Origin of the sequence: Bradyrhizobium sp. BR 1432 (assembly GCF_051547705.1) — a bacterium.
In the GTDB taxonomy this organism is placed as follows: Bacteria; Pseudomonadota; Alphaproteobacteria; order Rhizobiales; family Xanthobacteraceae; genus Bradyrhizobium; species Bradyrhizobium zhanjiangense.
Genome location: NZ_JBPUGF010000003.1, coordinates 5,008,368 through 5,022,313, shown reverse-complemented (window position 1 = coordinate 5,022,313; position 13,946 = coordinate 5,008,368). Strand labels below are relative to the sequence as shown.

Annotated in this window: 12 protein-coding genes; 3 read left to right on the top strand and 9 right to left on the bottom strand. The window is 63.4% G+C overall.

Annotation, left to right across the window (positions count from 1 at the left end; translation table 11 throughout):
- The first annotated feature begins 141 nt into the window (after nt 1-141).
- Nucleotides 142-1,104 carry a UDP-glucuronic acid decarboxylase family protein gene (locus ACSKB8_RS24120; RefSeq protein ID WP_438106855.1) on the top strand — a complete coding sequence of 321 codons (963 nt, stop codon included), beginning with the start codon at nt 142-144 and terminating at the stop codon, nt 1,102-1,104.
- A 239-nt stretch (nt 1,105-1,343) separates the two neighbouring features.
- On the opposite strand, the gene ACSKB8_RS24115 is transcribed toward ACSKB8_RS24120, so the two are convergent.
- A complete protein-coding gene (locus ACSKB8_RS24115; protein WP_438106853.1) occupies nt 1,344-4,229 on the bottom strand; it encodes a M10 family metallopeptidase C-terminal domain-containing protein in 2,886 nt (961 codons plus the stop codon).
- Nucleotides 4,230-4,481: 252 nt separating this feature from the next.
- On the opposite strand from ACSKB8_RS24115, the gene ACSKB8_RS24110 reads away from it, so the two are divergent.
- Nucleotides 4,482-4,784 carry a hypothetical protein gene (locus ACSKB8_RS24110; protein WP_438110660.1) on the top strand — a complete coding sequence of 101 codons (303 nt, stop codon included), beginning with the start codon at nt 4,482-4,484 and terminating at the stop codon, nt 4,782-4,784.
- Between the two features lie 130 nt (nt 4,785-4,914).
- Nucleotides 4,915-6,108, top strand: coding sequence for a CaiB/BaiF CoA transferase family protein (locus ACSKB8_RS24105; RefSeq protein ID WP_438106851.1), 1,194 nt, complete (start codon nt 4,915-4,917; stop codon nt 6,106-6,108).
- A gap of 70 nt (nt 6,109-6,178) precedes the next feature.
- Here ACSKB8_RS24105 and ACSKB8_RS24100 read toward each other — a convergent pair whose 3' ends face one another.
- The 8 genes from ACSKB8_RS24100 to ACSKB8_RS24065 form a co-directional block, all read right to left on the bottom strand.
- On the bottom strand, nt 6,179-6,457 hold the full coding sequence (locus ACSKB8_RS24100) for an outer membrane protein (RefSeq protein WP_438106850.1): 279 nt from the start codon (nt 6,455-6,457) through the stop codon (nt 6,179-6,181).
- Nucleotides 6,342-7,037 (bottom strand): outer membrane protein, encoded by a 696-nt coding sequence (locus ACSKB8_RS24095; RefSeq protein WP_438110658.1) that lies wholly within the window; start codon nt 7,035-7,037, stop codon nt 6,342-6,344. Before ACSKB8_RS24095 ends, ACSKB8_RS24100 begins: the two co-directional genes overlap by 116 nt.
- A 117-nt stretch (nt 7,038-7,154) precedes the next feature.
- Nucleotides 7,155-8,672, bottom strand: coding sequence for a tripartite tricarboxylate transporter permease (locus ACSKB8_RS24090; protein WP_438106848.1), 1,518 nt, complete (start codon nt 8,670-8,672; stop codon nt 7,155-7,157).
- A gap of 11 nt (nt 8,673-8,683) precedes the next feature.
- Entirely contained in the window at nt 8,684-9,226 is a 543-nt protein-coding gene (locus ACSKB8_RS24085) for a tripartite tricarboxylate transporter TctB family protein (RefSeq protein WP_438106846.1), read from the bottom strand.
- Between the two features lie 173 nt (nt 9,227-9,399).
- On the bottom strand, nt 9,400-10,395 hold the full coding sequence (locus tag ACSKB8_RS24080; RefSeq protein ID WP_438106845.1) for a Bug family tripartite tricarboxylate transporter substrate binding protein: 996 nt from the start codon (nt 10,393-10,395) through the stop codon (nt 9,400-9,402).
- 135 nt (nt 10,396-10,530) lie between these two features.
- Nucleotides 10,531-11,325 carry an enoyl-CoA hydratase/isomerase family protein gene (locus ACSKB8_RS24075; protein ID WP_128945008.1) on the bottom strand — a complete coding sequence of 265 codons (795 nt, stop codon included), beginning with the start codon at nt 11,323-11,325 and terminating at the stop codon, nt 10,531-10,533.
- Between the two features lie 28 nt (nt 11,326-11,353).
- On the bottom strand, nt 11,354-12,553 hold the full coding sequence (locus ACSKB8_RS24070; RefSeq protein ID WP_438106843.1) for a pyridoxal-phosphate-dependent aminotransferase family protein: 1,200 nt from the start codon (nt 12,551-12,553) through the stop codon (nt 11,354-11,356).
- A 142-nt stretch (nt 12,554-12,695) separates the two neighbouring features.
- Complete coding sequence (locus ACSKB8_RS24065) at nt 12,696-13,898, bottom strand: pyridoxal-phosphate-dependent aminotransferase family protein (protein ID WP_438106841.1); 1,203 nt, start codon at nt 13,896-13,898, stop codon at nt 12,696-12,698.
- Between the last annotated feature and the right edge of the window lie 48 nt (nt 13,899-13,946).

Sequence of the window (13,946 nt, the reverse complement as noted above, 5' to 3'; positions counted from 1 at the left end):
TTCGGCCCCAACGGGGCCCACTGGACTTTTGAAGGATCATCACGCCAGAATGCAAGCCTATTGGCCTTTCCGCCCGTAGCCGATACCACTCTGCCGGCCTCACCGGACGAGTCCGCCCCGAGATCCTCCTGGAACCCGATCATGCCGTTTGAAAGCTACAAGAACAGCCGCATCCTCGTGACCGGAGGCGCCGGCTTCATCGGATCGCATCTGTGCGAGCAACTCCTCGAGGCGGGGGCCGAGGTGGTGTCCGCGGACAATTATTTCACCGGCAGCCGGCGCAACATCGCCCATCTGATCGCCAATCCGCTGTTCGAGGCGGTCCGGCACGACGTCACCTTCCCGCTCTACATCGAGGTCGACGCGATCTTCAACCTGGCCTGCCCGGCCTCGCCGATCCACTATCAGCGTGACCCCGTGCAGACCACCAAGACCTCGGTGCACGGCGCCATCAACATGCTCGGCCTCGCCAAGCGGCTCAAGGCGCGCATCTTCCAGGCCTCCACCAGCGAGGTCTATGGCGATCCGCTGATCCATCCGCAGACCGAGGACTATTGGGGTAACGTCAACCCGATCGGCATCCGCTCCTGCTACGACGAGGGCAAGCGTTGCGCCGAGACGCTGTTCTTCGACTATTGGCGTCAGCACGGCCTGCCGATCAAGGTCGCGCGCATCTTCAACACCTACGGCCCGCGCATGCAGCCCAATGACGGTCGCGTGGTGTCGTCCTTCATCGTCCAGGCCCTCAAGGGTGAGCCGATCACCGTGTTCGGCGACGGCGGGCAGACCCGCTCCTTCTGCTATGTCGACGACCTCGTCGAGGCCATCACGCGGCTGATGGTGACACCCGAAGACGTCACCGGCCCGATCAATCTCGGCAACAACTCCGAGTTCACGATCCGCGAACTCGCCGAAAAGGTCATCAAGCTCACGGGTTCGCGTTCCAAGCTGGTGTTCAAGCCGCTGCCGCAAGACGACCCGCGGCAGCGCCAGCCCGACCTCGCCAAGGCGAAGGCGGCGCTGAACTGGGAGCCGAAGGTCGCGCTCGAGGATGGGCTGAAGGAGACGATCGCCTATTTCAAGCGCTCGCTCGAACTGACCTGATTCCGCGCGCAGCTGTCATCGCCCGCAGCGAGCGTTCGCAATGCGCGCGTTGCGATCGAGAAAAATCGTCATTTCGACGCTCGCACATCAAAAAGTGCGAAAACAACCCCATGCACAGTAGCCCGACCCAGCCTTATCAATGACTTAACTGCCGGGCTCGAACGCGCTGCGGATTTTACGAATCGAGTTTGAACTCGTCGGGCAAAACAGGCGCACTATGTCAGCATGCCAACCGTGCGTCAGGCGAGCAGCAAGCCGCTGTGGTGCAGGTCATGCAGAAGGTCGACCGGGCTCACGGGCACGGAGGCATCGTGGTTCACCACCGCCTCAGCGGACCCCGACGGCGAGGACGTGACCTCCGCGCCAACCCACCCGGGCATGGGATCCGGCGCCTCCGGCGGGCTGGACAGTGAGGTGTCATTGAAATTGAACACGGGACCATCCGCAGCGAGCGGCGCTGCGCCGACGGCGCCATCGCCATTGAGATCCTGCTGGAGCGTCGGCTCCAGTGCTTTCAGGGACGGATCGGTCCCCAGCACTTCGGGAGCCGCGGCGAGCGTCGTCACGAAATTGCCGCTGCCGTCGGTGCTCCAAACCGAGTAATGCCCGTTCGACGAATTCTTCCAGACCACGTCGTAGCCACCACCTGACACCTGTTCGGCGGCAATGACCGACCATGATCCCCAGTTGGCGGCGCTCACTGCGGCACCCGCGTATTTCAGCGTTGGTCCGTTACCCGTGCTGATGCTGTTCAGGTGATAATTGTCGGCGGACAGGACCACGCTGGTCGATCCCGCAGATTCAATCGTGACGGTTGGAATGCCAATCACACCATCGCCGTTGAGATCCTGCTGGAAGGTCGTCTCCAGCCCCTTCAGAGATGGATCGGTCCCGGTCACTTCAGGGGCGGCGGCGAGAGTGGCGAGAAAGTTGCCGTTGCTGTCCGTGCTCCAGACGGAAAAATGTCCGCTCAACGAATCCTTCCAAACCACATCATATCCGCCCGAGACCTGCTCAGCCGCAACCACAGACCACGACCCCCAATTGGCGGCTATCACCGTAGCACCCCCATACTTCAGGGTGGGTCCTGTGCCAGTGCTGATGGTGTTCAGGTGATAATTGCCGGCGGACAGGACCACGCTCGTCAATCCGACCGCCTCGATCGTGACGGGGCTGGCACCCCCGCCCGGGATGCCGATCACACCATCGCCATTGAGATCCTGCTGCAACGTTGGCTCCAGCGCCTGCAGAGACGTATCGGCGCCCGTCACTTCGGGGGCCGCGGCGAGGGTGGTGAGAAAGTTGCCGCTGCCGTCGGTGCTCCAGACCGAGTAATGCCCGTTCGACGAATTCTTCCAGACCACGTCGTACCCGCCACCTGACACCTGTTCGGCGGCAATGACCGACCATGATCCCCAGTGGGCGGCGCTCACTGCAGCACCCGCATATTTCAGCGTTGGCCCGTTACCCGTGCTGATGCTGTTCAGGTGATAATTGTCGGCGGACAGGACCACGCTGGTCGATCCCGCAGATTCAATCGTGACGGTTGGAATGCCGATCATACCATCGCCGTTGAGATCCTGCTGGAAGGTCGTCTCCAGCGCCTTCAGAGATGGATCCGTCCCGGTCACTTCAGGGGCAGCGCCGAGAGTGGCGAGAAAGTTGCCGTTGCCGTCCGTGCTCCAGACAGAAAAATGACCGCTCAACAAATCCTTCCAAACCACATCATATCCGCCCGAGACCTGCTCAGCCGCAACCACAGACCATGACCCCCAATTGGCGGCTATCACCGTAGCCCCCGAATATTTCAGCGTTGGTCCACTGCCGGTGCTGATGCTGTTGAGGTAATAATTGCCACCATACAGGACCAGGCTAGTGAACCCGATCGATTCGATCACGATCGGCGCGACGAAAGTCGAACTGGCGAAAGTACCATCGGAAAACTGGAAATATTCGACACCGGTAACGGTATCGGTGCCGTCAGGTGAGCCGCTGCGCTGGTCGGCCACGGTGAAGGTCTGCGTCGTCGCGTTGTACGAAACCGTGTAGCTGGCCCGGCTGCCCGAATACACTGCGGTGTCCGTGCCTGAGCCGCCATTGATGGCGTCGTTGCCCGCGCCGCCGGTGATCGTGTCGTTGCCGCCTGCGCCGCTCAGCGCGTTGGCGATGGCGTTGCCGACCAGCGTGTCGTTGCCGGAGCCGCCGATGGCGTTGTCGATGTAGGAGCGCGCGTCGCCGTTATAGAGATAGGCGTTGTAGACGTTGCCCGATGCGTAATGGCCGTCGCCGAGATAGGCCAGTTGAACGGAGGAGAAGACCGACGACGCGCCGGGGTTGAGGTTGATGCTCAGGTTCGTCGTGTAGTTCGACAGGTCGTACGTATCGACGCCGCCGCCATCCCAGACCGTCTCGTAGATTCGGTTGGCCGAGCCGCCGGCGCCGCCGCCCGGCGCGGGCTGCCCGACGCCGTTGATGAACTCCTGCCCCGTGGTCGGATTCCAGGTGTAGACCGTGCTGCTGCTCTGGGTTGTGAAGTTCGCACCGTACATCGTCTGCAGCGCGAGGATATCGTTGGCCATATAGGTCTGCGAAAATCCGTACGCCTCGTTGGTGTATCCGCCCGTGGTCGAAGCGCCGACATAGCTGCGATAGCTCATGACGGTATATTCGCTGTCGTCGTGCGCGGTCGGCACTGCGACGTTGGCCGGACCACCGGCCTCCTGGCTGTGCTTGAGGCCGACGGCATGGCCGAGTTCGTGCAGCGCGGTCGCGAAGTAATAATTGCCGAGCTTGGCCAGCGAGTAGTTGTATTGAGTCCCGAACCAGATGTCGCCGCCGGAGGCATAGTTGCCGGGATAGTAGGCGTAGGAGGTCGGGTTGGCCGACGGCGACTGCGCGATCATGATATCGGCGCCGTTCGTGCCTGCGTATTGGATGTTGGCGTTGGTATAGCCGTTGATCAATCCGATGGCGTAGTTGATCGCGACCTGCATCTGGGTCGGCGCCGAGGCGAAGCCCGACGTGGTCGGCTCGCTGCTGCCGCCAGTGTACGGATTGGCGTAGTCGCTGGACGAATCCGGGAAACTGTAGGTGATCACGCCAGACCATTTGTAGCCTGACAGCATACCGTCGATATCGGCGTTGTTGGTCTTGGTGACCGTAACTGCGGTTGCCAAAGCGAATCTCCGAAGCAGCTGGCCCCATCCAATTCGAGGCGTTAACAGATTATTCTAGCTAGAGGGTTAAGCGTTTGGTTTAAAAGGGGCGAGACCGCGGACCTATGCCATAATGCGCTGTTTAGCTATGAGATCCAGTAATCATACGGGGCGCGAGCAAGCAACTTCGGTTCCCGCAGCGCCCGTGATTTGCAGGGTTTCATGAAACGACGTTCACTCGCGGCCGGCCTGTTTGGCGCCCTTGCGGCGCTCGCTGGATTCGATCAAACGCCCTTCGAAGGACTGCCCGTCATGGTGGAGAAGGCCAATGCGGATGACAGCGGCAAGGCGGGACGCTCGCCCACCATGCCAATGGCCCGCGATCCTGCCGTTGCCGTGGCCGAGGAATACGAAGCGGCCCGCCAGAAGGGAACGCGGGAGGCGTTCGAACTCTTCATTGCGCGCCACGGCGATGACCCGCTGGCCGAGAAGGCGCGCGCGGAACTGAAGCGCCTGTCGCGCTGATTCCGTCACGCAGCGCGGCAAACCGCGCCAGCCATTGCATTTCGACAAGCGGCATCCGCGCCGGCCCAGACTTGTCGCAGGGCCTTTCGGCACTATGGTGGGCCGGCAATCTGTCCCGGAGCCTTTCACGATGCCCTTACCGCATGCCTCGGAAGCCCTGTCGCGCTTCACCGTGCTCGATCTGACCCGGGTCCGCTCCGGGCCGACCTGCGTGCGGCAGCTCGCGGATTGGGGCGCCAATGTCATCAAGATCGATGCGCTGACCGAGGACGCCGGCGGCGAACAGCCGGGCGGCCCCCGGCGGGGTTCCGACTTCCAGAATTTGCACCGCAACAAGCGGGCCATGACGCTCAACTTGAAAGACGAGCGCGGGCTCGCCGTGTTCAAGCGCCTTGCCGCCAGGGCCGACGTCGTGGTCGAGAATTTCCGCCCCGACGTGAAGAAGAAGCTCGGCATCGACTATGAGAGCCTCGCCGCGATCAACCCGCGCATCGTCTATGGCAGCATCTCCGGCTTCGGCCAGGACGGCCCGTATCACAAGCGCCCGGGCTTCGATCAGATCGCGCAGGGCATGGGCGGGCTGATGTCGATCACCGGCGCGCCGGGCGAAGGACCGATGCGGGTCGGCATTCCCGTCGCCGATCTCACGGCGGGCCTGTTCTGCGCCACGGGCATTCTCACCGCGCTGCTCGAGCGCGAGGTCTCCGGCAAGGGCCAATGGGTGCAGACCTCGCTGCTCCAGGCCCAGATCTTCATGCTCGACTTCCAGGCCGCGCGCTGGCTGATGGAGAAGGAGGTGGCCAAGCAGGCCGGCAACGACCACCCGACCAGCATCCCGACCGGCGTGTTCAAGACCTCGGACGGCTACATCAACATCGCCACCACGGGCGGGCGGATCTGGGAGCGCTGCGCCCAGGCGATCGGCGCGCCCGAGCTGTTTGGCCATCCCGACTACGCGACGGCCCCTGCCCGCTCCAAGAACCGCGACGCGCTCAACGCCGAGATCGAGAAGCGCACCGTGACGAAGTCGACCGAGACCTGGGTCCGTGAGCTCAACGAGGCCGGCGTGCCCTGCGGGCCGATCTATGCCATCGACCAGATGTTCGAAGACGCGCAGGTCAAGCATCTCGGCATCGCGCAGGACGTGCCGAACGACCAGGACCGTCATATCCGCCTGGTCAGCCAGCCCGTGACGCTCTCGCGCACGCCGAGCAAGATGGTGGCGCGGCCGCCGGAATTCGGCGAGCAGACCGACGAGGTGCTGAAAGAATTCGGCTTCGGCGCCGACGAGATTGCCAAGCTCAGGGACGCCAAGGTGGTGTGAACGTCTCAACCAGTCCAACGACAAAGCCCGGCGCGAGGCCGGGCTTTGCTTCTCGTTGCCGCCTTCTGATTCAGTACTTCGCGACCACCGGGGTCGGGTTGAAAGCGTAGTTAAATCCAGCTCGCACCACATGATCGTGGAACGAGACGCTGGTCGAATTGGCGGTCCCGCCGAAATAGGTGACCGATCCCAAGTCTATGTAGAGATATTCGAGCTTGGCTGACCAGTTGCGGTTAAACTTCTTCTCGACACCTGCCCCTGCGGTCCAACCCCAGCGAGTTCTTGCTCTCTGACACCGCCGGACCGACGACCGTAACAGGCCCACCGATGGGCGTGTTGCTGTTTCCATCGAATAGCTGTGCGGTCAGCGTCGCCTGAGTGCCGAACTTGACTTCACCAACAGCCAAACCACCCGTCGCATAGAGCAGCAGGCTCGGATCAGCCAAAAGCCCGGCCCGACCGCGGAAGGTCGCAAACCACGGGAAATCTGTGCTGCTGTTGGTCGAGCCGGAAAGTCCAATCGAACCGATCCTGACCGCCAGAAGCGGATCGATCGAACGTCCACGCTCGCCGGTGCCCTGAATATCGGCCTCAACACCCAAAACCCATTTTGGATCGACTTGCCAGTTGTAGCCGACCTGAACGCCGCCAAGTCCTCCATCAACGTTCTGTCGGATGTTCACCCCAAGCGGTGAGGTCGGCAGGACCGAGGCATTCGACCGGCCCCAGCTGTAGCCCCCATTGGCGCCGGCGTAGAAGCCGGTCCAGCTCCAGATCGGATCGACCATGGCGGGGGCCTTCACGTACGGCTTCGATGCCAGATCAGCGGCCAGTGCGCTGCTCGCGACCAGCGACGCTGCCACAATTCCCATCACAACCCGCTTCATTGCAATTCCCTCGTGAAAAATAAAAAGTTCCATGAGGAACATACGCGGCAACGCCCGTCCTAGGCTGTCGCGCAACGGCAACATTTGGAAACAATGACTAGGCGCCCGGATAGGACTATCGCGACATAATAGAACTAAGGCACTGATCTAATTCATTTCTCATGGTGTCGCCGTTCTGCCCCGCTGCCTCCAACCGACACGGCCCAGCAAACCATCGATCAAGGGCCAAAACAGCAGCACGATCGCTAGCGTCGTGATCGAGCCGACCAGCCCGTTCGACCAGAACACCTTCAGGGTCCCGCCGGAGCCGATCATGGACAGGCGGAAGGCATCCTCGGCGCGGTTGCCGAGCACGAGCGCGAGCGTGAACGGCGCCAGGGGAATGCCGATCTTCTTGAAGACGTAGCCGACGATTCCGAAGCCGAGCATCAGCCAGATGTCGAACATCGCGTTCTGGATCGCATAGGCACCAATCGCGCAGGACACCACGATCATCGGCGCCACCGCCGCAAACGGCACGCGCAGGATCGAGGCGAAGATCGGCACCGTCGTCAGCACCAGCGCGAGACCGACGACGTTGCCGAGATACATCGAGGCGATCAGGCCCCAGACGAAATCCTTATGCTCGACGAACAGCAGCGGCCCCGGATTGAGTTCCCATACCATCAGGCCGCCGAGCAGGATCGCCGCGGTGCCCGAGCCGGGAATGCCGAGCGCCAGCATCGGCAGCAATGCCGAGGTGCCGGACGCATGCGCCGCCGTCTCGGGTGCGAACACGCCCTCGATGCGGCCCTTGCCGAAGCTCTCGGGCTCCTTGGCGAAGCGCTTTGCCAGATTGTAGCCCATGAAGGACGCCGCGATCGCGCCGCCCGGGGTGATGCCGAGCCAGCAGCCGATGAAGGACGAGCGCAGCAGCGTCACCCAATATTTCGGCAGGTCCTTCCAGACGCTGAGCACGATGCGCAGCGAAATGCTCGCCGCATGCCCGCGCAGCGCCAGTCGCTCCTCCATCGTCAGCAATATCTCGCTGATGCCGAACAGGCCGATCACCGCGACCAGGAAGTTGATGCCACGCAAAAGCTCGGCCGAGCCGAAGGTCATGCGCAACTGGCCTGACACCGTGTCCATGCCGACGCCGGCAAGCAGAAGACCCAGCGACATCGAGATGACGGTCTTGTGCTTGGCCTCGCGGCCGAGGCCGACGAAGGAGCAGAAGGTCAACAGATAGACCGCGAAAAACTCGGGCGGGCCGAATTTCAGGGCAAAGGACGAGATCATCGGCGCGAGGAAAGTGATCAGCATCACCGCGACCAGCGAGCCGATGAAGGAGGACGTGAACGCCGCGGTCAGCGCCTCCGCCGCCCTGCCTTGCTGCGCCATCGGATAGCCGTCGAACGTGGTCGCGACCGACCAGGCCTCGCCGGGAATGTTGAACAGGATCGAGGTGATTGCGCCGCCGAACAGTGCGCCCCAATAGATGCAGGACAGCATCACGATCGCCGAGGTCGGATCCATCGTGAAGGTGAGCGGCAACAAGATCGCAACGCCGTTGGGGCCGCCGAGCCCCGGCAGCACGCCGACGAAGATGCCGAGCACCAGCCCGACCATCATCAGCACGAGCGTCTTCCACGTCAGCAGGACCGCGAAGCCGTGAATCAGGAGACCAAACGCTTCCATCGCGATCCGTCCTAGCGCCCGAGGGCCGCTTCGAGCGGCCCTTTCGGCATGATGACGTCGAAGGCGATGTCGAAGGTAACGAACATGATCGCCGTGAACACGAAGGCGGTGAGCAGCGACTTCCACAGCGCGATCTTGCCGACGAGGCGCATGAAGCCCGAGATCAGGAGGAAGCTCGCGACATAGAGGCCGAGGAACTGGGTCACCACGCAGAACAGCAGCGTCGGCACGAACACCGCCATCACGCGGCGGGCTTGCGCCCGCGTGACGAAGGTCTCGCGCGCCGCGCGGTGCGCGAGGAGCGCCACGATCAGGCCGTAGAGGCTGCCGCCGCCGAGAATGACGCAGAGATAGAACGGGAAATAGCCGGGCTCTGGCCCGGTCGCATCCCAGGACGCACCGGTGCGCCAATTGTCGTAGCCGAGCGTGACGGCAAGGGCCAGCAGCAGGAGGCAGACGACGATCTCGATCGTGCCGGAGGACACGACGGAGGGGGAGTCGTCCTCGGGCGCGGTCGGATCGTCGACGACAATTTCAAGATCGGTTTGAGACATGGGCCGATTTGCGAAAGTCTGCGTTACATCACCTCGCCCCGCTTGCGGGGAGAGGTCGGCGCGAAGCGCCGGGTGAGGGGACTCTCCGCGAGTCCATCTGTCACTATCTTCGGGGAGAGAGCCCCTCACCCCAACCCTCTCCCCGTAAGGACGGGGAGAGGGAGAAGACACAGCTACTTCGCGACGAATCCGGCTTCGGTCATCAGCGACTTGTTGATGGCGTCGTCCTCCTCGAGGAACTGCACCATGTCCTTGCCGGTGAGGAAGATCGGCTTCAACGCCTGCTTCTCCATGTAGTCCTTGTACTCAGCGGTCTGCGTGACCTTGTGGAAGAGATCGACATAGAACGCCTGCTGCTCCGGCGTGACTTTGCCGGGCAGGAACATCGCGCGCAGCATCAGGTACTGGACGTCGACGCCCTCCTCCTTGCAGGTCGGGATGTCGGCCCAGGACTGCGTCTCCGTCACCTTGCTGGTGTAGGCGATACGCTCCTTGTCGAACACGCAGAGCGGGCGCACCTGGCCCGCGCGCCAGACTTCGAGATTCTCGGATGGATTGTTGACGTTGGCTTCGGTGTGGTTGCCGACCAGCTGGGTCGCGGCCTCGCCGCCGGACTTATAGGGCAGATAGGAGAATTTCGCGCCGGTCTTCTGCTCCAGGAAAACGGTCAGCACGTGATCCTCACGCTTGGAGCCGGTGCCGCCCATCTTGAACGGCGAGCTTGCCGCCTTCGCGGCTGCGACGAACTCCTTCACCGTCTTGGGACCTGCGCTGTTGTCCCACAGCACGAACTGGTCGAGCGCGATCACCGAGACCGGGGTCAGCTCGCGCCAGTTGAACGGGATCTTCGCCGACAGTGGCAGCATGTAGATCAGCGAGTAGGCGATCAGCACCTTGTTCGGATCGCCCTCGCTGGACTTCATGTACATCAGCGCTTCCGCACCCGATGCGCCGCCCTTGAGCGAGACGACCATCGGCTGCTTCATCAGATTGTTCTTCTGGATCGCGGCCTGCATCATCCGCGCCATCTGGTCGGAGGCGCCACCCGCGCCCGCCGCCACCACGATCTCGACGGGCTTTGCCGGTTCCCAGCCGGCGAAGGCCGGCGTGCTCAACAACAGCGCCGTCGCAGCGCCGACGGCTTTTACTGGAATTCGCACGAGTTTCATCCCCTGATGTTTTTATGAGTTGTAGTGCGGAAAATTCTATCCCTGCATTGTGCGGACTAATACTGACGAGTTCAAGCAGCCGGGCAATTCAGCGCATATGACTTTCGACTGACGAAGCCGAAAGCTCATGAGACTTTACCTGCCCTTCCAGTTCGGCGTGCGCTTGTTGAGGAAGGCGTCCATGCCCTCGCGGAAATCCTCGCTCATATAGGCCTTCAGGATCAGGTCCTCGCCCTCTTCGCGCGACAGCGTGCGACGGATGCGGCGCACCGCTTCCTTGGTCGCTTCCAGCGTCAGCGGCGCGTGGCTGGCGACGAGCTTTGCGGTCTCGTCGGCACGGCGCTGCAAGGTCTCGACGTCGGGCACGACCTCGTTGAGCAGGCCGAGCGCGAGGGCTTCCGGCGCCTCGACCAGGCGCGCTCTGAAGATCAAATCCTTGGTGCGGGCGGGACCAACCAGCGCGACGACGCGGCTGATATTCGACATCGACAGGCAGTTGCCGAGCGTGCGCGCGATCGGAAAGCCCATCCGCGTCGTCTCGGTGCCGATGCGGAGGTCGCAGCAGGCCGCGATGCCGGCGCCCCCGCCGGTGCAGGCGCCGGCGATGGCCGCGATCACAGGCACGCGGCACTGCTCGAGCGTGCCGAGCACGCGGTCGATACGGGCCTCGTAGTCGAGCGCGTCCTGCGCGGACTTGAAGGCGCGGAATTGCGAGATGTCGGTGCCGGAGGCAAACGCCTTGTCGCCGGCGCCGGTCAGGATCAGCGCCTTGATGGAGCGATCGGCGTTGATCTCCTGGCAGATCTCCGCCATGCGGTCATACATGGCGAAGGTCATTGCGTTGCGCGCCTGCGGGCGGTTGAAGGTGATCCGCGCGATGCCGTCCTGGACGGAGTAGAGCAGGTCTTCGTTGGCAGTCGGTGCGTTCATCGCGCGCTCACTTCTTCTTAGAGTTAGTTCAAGCCACCTGGGCCTTCGCCACCGGCATCATGTCGCGTCCCTTCAGGACGTCCATGGCCGCCAACACGCCGCCGCTCCGGTGCGGGATCTTTGCCAGATCGAGGCCCATCTCGACGCCGGCGAGCGTGCCCATCAGCATCAGATCGTTGAAATGGCCGATATGACCGATGCGGAACACCTTGCCCTTGACCTTGTTCAGGCCGGTGCCGAGCGACATGTCGAAGTTGTCCAGCACCACCTTGCGGAAGGAGTCGGCGTCGTGTCCGTCAGGGACGCGCACGCCGGTCAGCGCCGGCGAATGCGCGGCCGGATCGGTGCACTGCGTCTCCAGGCCCCAGACCTTGACCGCGGCACGTGTCGCTGCGCTGTGGCGCTTGTGGCGGGACCAGACGTTCTCCAGCCCCTCCTCTTCCAGCATCTTGACCGCTTCGCGCAGGCCGTAGAGCAGGTTGGTCGCCGGCGTATAAGGGAAGGTGCCGAGCTTGTTGAAGCTGATGACCTCCTGCCAGTCCCAGTAGGAGCGCATGCCGGGGTTGGCCTTCGCCACCGCGAGCGCCTTCTCCGAGACGGCGTTGAAGCCGAGCCCCGGCGGCAGCATCAGGCCCTTCTGGGAGCCTGCGACCGAGACGTCGATGCCCCAGGCATCGTGCTCGTATTCCATCGAGCCGAGGCCGGAGATGGTGTCGACCATCAGCAGCGCCGGATGTTTTGTGCGATCGAGGATCTTGCGCACCTCCAGCGGCGGCGTCACGCAGCCGGTCGAGGTCTCGTTGTGGACGACGCAGACCGCCTTGATCGCGTGCTGCTTGTCGGCGGCAAGGCGCTTCTCGATCTCGGCGAGGTCGGCGCCATGGCGCCAGTCGCTCGGGATGAAGTCGACGTCGAGCTTGAACTTGTCGGCGATGCCGCGCCAGAGCACGGCGAACTGGCCGGTCTCGCACATCAAGACCTTGTCGCCGGGCGCGAACGCATTGACCATCGCCGCTTCCCAGGCGCCGGTGCCGGACGAGGGGAAGATGATCACGGGCTGCTTGGTGCGGAACACCCGTTGCATCGAGGCGAGAACCGCAAAACCGAGCTCGGCGAACTCCGGACCGCGATGGTCCAGCGTCGGCATGTCCATCGCCCGCAGCACCCGGTCGGGCACGTTGGTCGGTCCTGGAATCTGTAAGAAATGCCTTCCAGTATGCACGGTCATCGGCGTCCTTCCCGGTCTAGCCTTGGTTTGGTGGGCGCCGAATAGCACCATTTGACCGGCTTGTCCCTCCTCCAAGAGGGCCCGTCCGTGCATAACGGGCCGGCCTGCCCTCGCCTGCCATCCCCTTCCACCGCGCCCACCCTCAAGTGCCGACCACCTTCAGATGCGGCGACGCATTGCCCGGCGGGCGCTGCTCCAACAGCTTCATCGCGACATCGACGCCGCCGGCGCGGTGCGGCACGCCGGCGACCGACAGGCCCATCTCGACGCCGGTGAGCGCGCCGAGCAGCGTCAGCGCGTTGCATTCGCCGAGATGGCCGATGCGGAAGACCTTTCCGGCGACCTTCGACAGGCCCGAGCCGAGCGACATGTTGTAATTGTCGAGCACCACTTTCCGGAACTGGTCGGCGTCATGCCCCGGCGGCATCAGCACCGCCGTGAGCACCGGCGAGAACTCGGCCGGCTCCTGGCAGAGGATCTCGAGGCCCCAATGGTTGACGGCGGCGCGCGTCGCGGCCGCGAGCCGCTGATGCCTTGCGAAGACGTTGTCGAGGCCCTCTTCCAGCAGCATCGCGATCGCCTCGCGCAGGCCGTAGAGCAGATTGGTCGCGGGCGTGTAGGGGAAGAAGCCCTTTGCGTTGGGCTTGAGCATCTCCTCCCAGTCGAAATAGGAGCGCGGCATCCTGTTGGTCTTCGAGGCGGCGCGAGCCTTGTCCGAGATCGCGTTGAAGCCAAGACCGGGCGGCAGCATGAAGCCTTTCTGCGAGCAGCTGACGCTGACGTCGACCTTCCATTCGTCGTGGCGGTAATCCACCGAGCCGAGCGAGGAGATGGTGTCGACCATCAAGAGGGCCGGATGCGAGGCGCGATCGATCGCGGCGCGGATCTCGGCGATACGGCTGGTCGCACCGGTGGAGGTCTCGTTGTGCACGACCATGACAGCCTTGATCGCGCGCGCGGTGTCATCGGTGAGCCTTGCCTCGATCACGGCGGGATCGGCGCCGCGGCGCCAGTCGCCCGGAACGAAATCGACCTCGATGCCGAAGCGGCCGGCCATCTGCCGCCACAGCGTGGCGAAATGGCCGGTCTCGACCATCAGCACCTTGTCGCCCGGCGACAGCGTGTTGACGATCGCGGCCTCCCAGGCGCCGGTCCCCGACGAGGGGAAGATCACGACGGGGGCTTTGGTCTGGAAAATCTTCTGGCTGCCTTCGAGCACGGTTCGGCCGAGCTCGGCGAATTCCGCGCTGCGGTGGTCGATGACCGGCATGTCCATGGCGCGCAGGACGCGCTCGGGGACTGGGCTCGGGCCCGGAATCTGGAGGAAATGGCGTCCCTGATGCATGAAAACCTCCCTCTCGGTGGGATTCTGGCCGGCCCTGTCGGCTATTTT

What these genes read in the sequence shown, in the direction of transcription:
- ACSKB8_RS24120 (WP_438106855.1), top strand. Translation starts at nt 142, where the DNA reads ATGCCGTTTGAAAGCTACAAGAACAGCCGCATCCTCGTGACCGGAGGC.
- ACSKB8_RS24115 (WP_438106853.1), bottom strand. Translation starts at nt 4,229, where the DNA reads ATGCTGTCAGGCTACAAATGGTCTGGCGTGATCACCTACAGTTTCCCG.
- ACSKB8_RS24110 (WP_438110660.1), top strand. Translation starts at nt 4,482, where the DNA reads ATGAAACGACGTTCACTCGCGGCCGGCCTGTTTGGCGCCCTTGCGGCG.
- ACSKB8_RS24105 (WP_438106851.1), top strand. Translation starts at nt 4,915, where the DNA reads ATGCCCTTACCGCATGCCTCGGAAGCCCTGTCGCGCTTCACCGTGCTC.
- ACSKB8_RS24100 (WP_438106850.1), bottom strand. Translation starts at nt 6,457, where the DNA reads ATGGAAACAGCAACACGCCCATCGGTGGGCCTGTTACGGTCGTCGGTC.
- ACSKB8_RS24095 (WP_438110658.1), bottom strand. Translation starts at nt 7,037, where the DNA reads ATGTTCCTCATGGAACTTTTTATTTTTCACGAGGGAATTGCAATGAAG.
- ACSKB8_RS24090 (WP_438106848.1), bottom strand. Translation starts at nt 8,672, where the DNA reads ATGGAAGCGTTTGGTCTCCTGATTCACGGCTTCGCGGTCCTGCTGACG.
- ACSKB8_RS24085 (WP_438106846.1), bottom strand. Translation starts at nt 9,226, where the DNA reads ATGTCTCAAACCGATCTTGAAATTGTCGTCGACGATCCGACCGCGCCC.
- ACSKB8_RS24080 (WP_438106845.1), bottom strand. Translation starts at nt 10,395, where the DNA reads ATGAAACTCGTGCGAATTCCAGTAAAAGCCGTCGGCGCTGCGACGGCG.
- ACSKB8_RS24075 (WP_128945008.1), bottom strand. Translation starts at nt 11,325, where the DNA reads ATGAACGCACCGACTGCCAACGAAGACCTGCTCTACTCCGTCCAGGAC.
- ACSKB8_RS24070 (WP_438106843.1), bottom strand. Translation starts at nt 12,553, where the DNA reads ATGACCGTGCATACTGGAAGGCATTTCTTACAGATTCCAGGACCGACC.
- ACSKB8_RS24065 (WP_438106841.1), bottom strand. Translation starts at nt 13,898, where the DNA reads ATGCATCAGGGACGCCATTTCCTCCAGATTCCGGGCCCGAGCCCAGTC.